We start from the raw sequence: 4,819 nt of genomic DNA on the forward strand, positions 1-4,819 counted from the left end.
GTTTAAAGTAGTACAATAGCGCTACCACAATTGCTAAAAAACGGATATCTGTTATCGCTTTTTGCCAATCTTGGTAGTGGAAAATACTGATTTTCGCATTGCGAAAATCGTTTGCAGGATTTAGGTAAAAGCATAAATTGCTTACACCAATTTTGAAGTAGAAGTAACGGTTGTAACTTCTCAATTGGTAGTTGATAGTTGTAGAATTATTCTGGTAAAAAATTTAAAGATTTCCCTGTTTTTAAATTTTTTACTACCAATTGTGGCTATCAACTATCACTACCAACTACCAACGTATGGCTTCATTTCCGCAACTTATTGAGAAGTTACTTAAGTGTGTTAAAAAACTCTATGGTTGAAAAGGAATGTAGGTGATTTTTAAATGTCTTATGTAGTATTAGCCCGTAGATACCGACCTCAAACCTTTAGCGACATAGTAGGGCAAGCGCCTATAGTAAAAACCCTTGGAAATGCAATACGTACAGACAGGGTAGCCCATGCTTATCTGTTTGCTGGTCCGAGGGGCGTAGGCAAGACCTCCACGGCGCGTATACTGTCAAAGGCGTTAAATTGTGTTAATGGTCCTACTGACACCCCCTGCAACGTATGCGATATCTGCCAGAGCATTTCCGAAGGAAGCGACATAGACGTTCTGGAAATTGATGGCGCCTCAAACCGTGGAATTGATGAGATAAGAAATATACGCCAAAATGTAGGATTTGCCCCATCGAGAGCGCGGTATAGAATTTATATTATTGATGAAGTACACATGCTTACCCGTGAAGCATTTAATGCCCTTCTTAAAACCCTCGAAGAACCACCAGCTCATGTTAAGTTTATATTTGCGACAACTGCGGCAAACCGTCTTCCTGAAACAGTTCAATCACGGTGCCAACGGTTTGACTTTAAGAATATTTCCGTTAATGATATTGAAAAACACCTTTTGGAAATATGCAAAACGGAAGGGAAACAAATAGAGTCTGCTGCACTCCATACGATTGCAAAATATGCAAAGGGAGGATTAAGGGATTCACAATCTGTGCTTGATCAACTCTTTTCTTTCTGCGATGACAACGTAACTTCGGCGGATGTAAATTATGTGCTGGGGTATATTGATGATGATAAGATTTATAGTATGTTTGAGTGTTTTGTGAACAAAGATACTTCAGGTGCGCTGAGAATTGTGGATGATATTCTGAATGAGGGAAAGACTCCGGCGGAGTTTATTGATCAGTTGCTTCTGCGGTTAAGAGATCTTTTGGTGTTTTCGTCCTGCGGCCAGGAAGCAGTATGGGCGGAGTATGACGAGTCTTTTATTCAGCGCTTTGAAAAATCATTTTCCGGCGATACACTGATGTATATGATTCAAATGCTTTCCGTGATGAGGATACGTTCAACGGATTCTTTGCTGCAGCGGATTTCTGCGGAAATGGCCATTATAAAACTGTGCCGGATGGAATCTATCGGCGCATTGTCTGGTCTTATTGAACGCATAACGACATTAGAGGAAAAACTGGAGCAAGTTGACAATATCCCTGGCAAGAGAGGTAGTGCTATTCTCCTTCCCGCAGAATCGTTTGCCCGGCAGACAGTGTCGGAAAAATCAATAGAAGAAGGCGACGTGATACCTCCTGCAAAAGAAGAAAAAATAACTCCAGGTATCGCAATGGAAAAAAACGAGGTATGGGGGGATATCCTTAAAAGCATTCAGAAAAAGAAAAAATCTACCTGGGCGTTTTTCAAGGAAGGCCGGCTGGTAAGCAGCGATGCTGGAGTATTGGTAGTTGCATTTCCCAGAAAATTTCTTTTTCAGAAAGAAAGGTTGGAGCAACCGGAAGAAAAAAAACTTATCGAAAATTGTGCGAAAGAAGTGGTGCCGGGGTTTATGGAACTGAAGCTTGTACTATCTGAAAAAGAAGAGCCGGAAGAGAACAGACAGAGCCAAAGTTTGGACAATGGTGGTGCACAGCAAATAAACGATACGGTGTTTTCAGAACCGGCAGTAAAAAAAACGTTAGAATTATTTGACGGTCGTGTTATTAAAGTTAACCGATAGGGGGGGTGACATGAAGGGTTTTGGCAATATGACAGAAATGATGAAACAGATGCAGAAGCAGGCGCAAAAAATGCAAAAGCAGATGGAGGATGCACAGAGGGATTTGAAAGAACGTGTAATAGAGGCTACCTCCGGCGGCGGTATGATTACGGTACACATGAATGGGAAGCAGGAAATCCTTTCTATAAAAATTGACCCGGAAGTGGTAGACCCGGAAGATGTTCAGATGCTGGAAGATCTTATCCTTTCCGCCGTTTCCCAGGCGTTGAAAAAATCTCAGGAATTATATCAATCCGAGATGGGAAAATTTACCGGTGGGCTAAATATTCCAGGCATGCAAGGAATGTTTGGAGGATGATTCGTTCATTGATCTTAAAGAGGTATGTACTTTGAATACTTATCCGCAAACAGTGAATAACCTTATTAGTGAGTTTGGGAAAATGCCAGGGATTGGGCAGAAGACCGCAGAACGGTTAGCCTGTTATGTTTTAAAACAGCCGGTTGACGATGCTATGAAGCTGGCGTACGCTATTCGCGATGTAAAGAAATATATGAAAATCTGTACTGTTTGCTTTAACGTCTCAGAAAATAGCCCATGCCATATTTGTAGTAATTTACGCAGGGATAGTTCAATTATTTGCGTTGTTGAACAGTTCGCAGATTTACTAACCATTGAAAAAACTGGCAAATATAATGGTCATTATCATATACTCCAGGGACATATTTCCCCCCTTGAGGGTATTGACCCCGACTTACTCACTATTGGCAGACTTTTGCAAAGAGTAAAAGACGGCAGCGTTAAAGAGGTGATACTTGCCACTAATTTGAATATGGAAGGGGATATAACCGCCGTATATATACATAAACAATTACAATCATTTGGCGTTAAAGTGACGAGGATTGCCCGCGGGTTGCCGACGGGCAGTTATCTTGAATATGCAAATACCGCTATTGTAGCCGATGCGGTCAGTGATAGGAATGAGATGAGGAACTAATTTAACGTATGTTTTTTACTGAAACACAACACCAGTTATTTATAGTTAATTTTTGGGAAGGTGATTTTTAATGAAAATGCAGTCTTCTTTATTGCCGCAACTCCAGCAAAAGATGAAGTTGTCTCCCCAGATAATTCAGTCTATAGAAATACTCCAGCTTCCGTTATTGGCCCTGGCAGAGCGCATACAGCAAGAGCTGCTGGATAACCCGGTTCTTGAGGAGGTGGTTGAACAACCTAAAGAAGATAGCCCTGTCTCAGAAGACAGCTCAATTGCCGGAGAAAATGCTGCTCAAACCGAATGGGATGACGCCAAAAAGGCAGAGGTTGACCGGCATAATGAGATGGCGGAAGATTGGAATGAATATTATTCGAAGACGACAATCCGGAAGAGTGCCCTTTCTGATGAACGCGATCAGAAACAAGAGGCATTGGAAAATACTGCCACCAAACCAATGTCGCTTCATGATTACCTGCTGGGGCAGTTATCGCTTATGGAAGTTCCTGAACATCTTTATGAAGCATGTGAGAACATTATTTATTCTGTTGATACCTCCGGGTATTTATCAGGTTCGTTAGAAGAAATAGTTTCGTCTTTTGAAAAACCTGTTTCTTTGGCGGATGCTGAAAAGGCGTTAGAAATTGTACAGACATTGGAACCGCCTGGTATCGGTGCGAGAAATTTACAGGAATGTTTACTGTTACAGTTAGACAATCGTGACCCGAATTACCACATAACAAAGGATCTTCTGCAAAATTATTTATTAGAAATCGAATCAAGAAAATATCCTGCCATAGCAAAGAAAACAGGATATAGCCTTGAAACTATAAAAAAACAGGTAGAATTTATTCGTACACTAAACCCAAAACCCGGTTCCGTATTTAACGATGAAACAATTCCGTATGTGGTCCCTGAAGTGAAGGTAGAACAAATTGACGGGGAATATGAGGTGTTTTTGATTGATAATGCTAATATACCACATTTGCATATTAGCTCCTTTTATAGAAAATCCTTGAGTGAAAGCAATATTGATAGTTCAACGCGCCAGTATATACAGAAGAAGATTGAATCTGCTAAATGGCTGGTTGATGCCATAGAGCAACGGAGGAGTACATTATATAAAGTAGCATGCAAAATTGTAAGCATGCAAAAGGGCTTTTTAGATGAAGGAGTTCACCGCCTGCGAACATTGAAGATGCAGGACGTTGCCGATATTGTTGGCGTCCATGTTTCAACGGTGAGCCGTGCAATTGCCCATAAATATATCCAAACCCCGCAGGGCGTTTTTGAAATGAAATTTTTCTTCACAGGAGGTTTTCAGAATGCCGACGGTAATATGGAATCATGGGAATCTATCCGGCAGAAACTTATTGAAATTGTTGCAAAAGAAGATAAATCAAACCCATTGAGCGATGAAGAGGTTGCAGATAAATTAGGTGCCTCAGGGGTAGACATAGCCAGGAGAACGGTCACCAAATACCGCCGTATTCTGAAAATACCCTCGTCAAGGCAGCGAAAAGCATATTAGGCTGGATTGAAAGTATAAAACGTTTGGTTCAGGTTACAAACCTGATAATCATATAGAAGGCACCTCCGAGCGCACTCTTCATGGTAAAATGGAGGATACCGTGAAAGGCGATTGTTAAATAATAACAAAGTAAGGAGGGAGCGAGCAATGGGATATTTCGTAGGAATAGATTTACATGGTGATAATAATTATATTGGAATACTCGATGAGGAGGATCGGAAGGTATTCAAGAGGAGAAAC

The 4,819-nt window shown here is 41.0% G+C and carries 4 protein-coding genes; all 4 read left to right on the forward strand.

Features of this window, described 5'->3' with window-relative positions; genetic code table 11:
* The first annotated feature begins 382 nt into the window (after nt 1-382).
* Nucleotides 383-2,056: a DNA polymerase III subunit gamma/tau gene (dnaX, locus tag QZT26_RS16480; protein ID WP_164994895.1), complete on the forward strand. Its 1,674-nt coding sequence runs from the start codon at nt 383-385 to the stop codon at nt 2,054-2,056.
* A gap of 10 nt (nt 2,057-2,066) precedes the next feature.
* Nucleotides 2,067-2,414 (forward strand): YbaB/EbfC family nucleoid-associated protein, encoded by a 348-nt coding sequence (locus QZT26_RS16485; RefSeq protein ID WP_099323643.1) that lies wholly within the window; start codon nt 2,067-2,069, stop codon nt 2,412-2,414.
* Between the two features lie 31 nt (nt 2,415-2,445).
* Entirely contained in the window at nt 2,446-3,051 is a 606-nt protein-coding gene (recR, locus tag QZT26_RS16490) for a recombination mediator RecR (protein WP_099326932.1), read from the forward strand.
* 70 nt (nt 3,052-3,121) lie between these two features.
* Complete coding sequence (gene rpoN, locus QZT26_RS16495; RefSeq protein WP_169704138.1) at nt 3,122-4,579, forward strand: RNA polymerase factor sigma-54; 1,458 nt, start codon at nt 3,122-3,124, stop codon at nt 4,577-4,579.
* Nucleotides 4,580-4,819 lie beyond the last annotated feature (240 nt).

This window comes from uncultured Candidatus Kuenenia sp., from assembly GCF_900696675.1.
GTDB classification, from domain to species: domain Bacteria; phylum Planctomycetota; class Brocadiia; order Brocadiales; family Brocadiaceae; genus Kuenenia; species Kuenenia stuttgartiensis_A.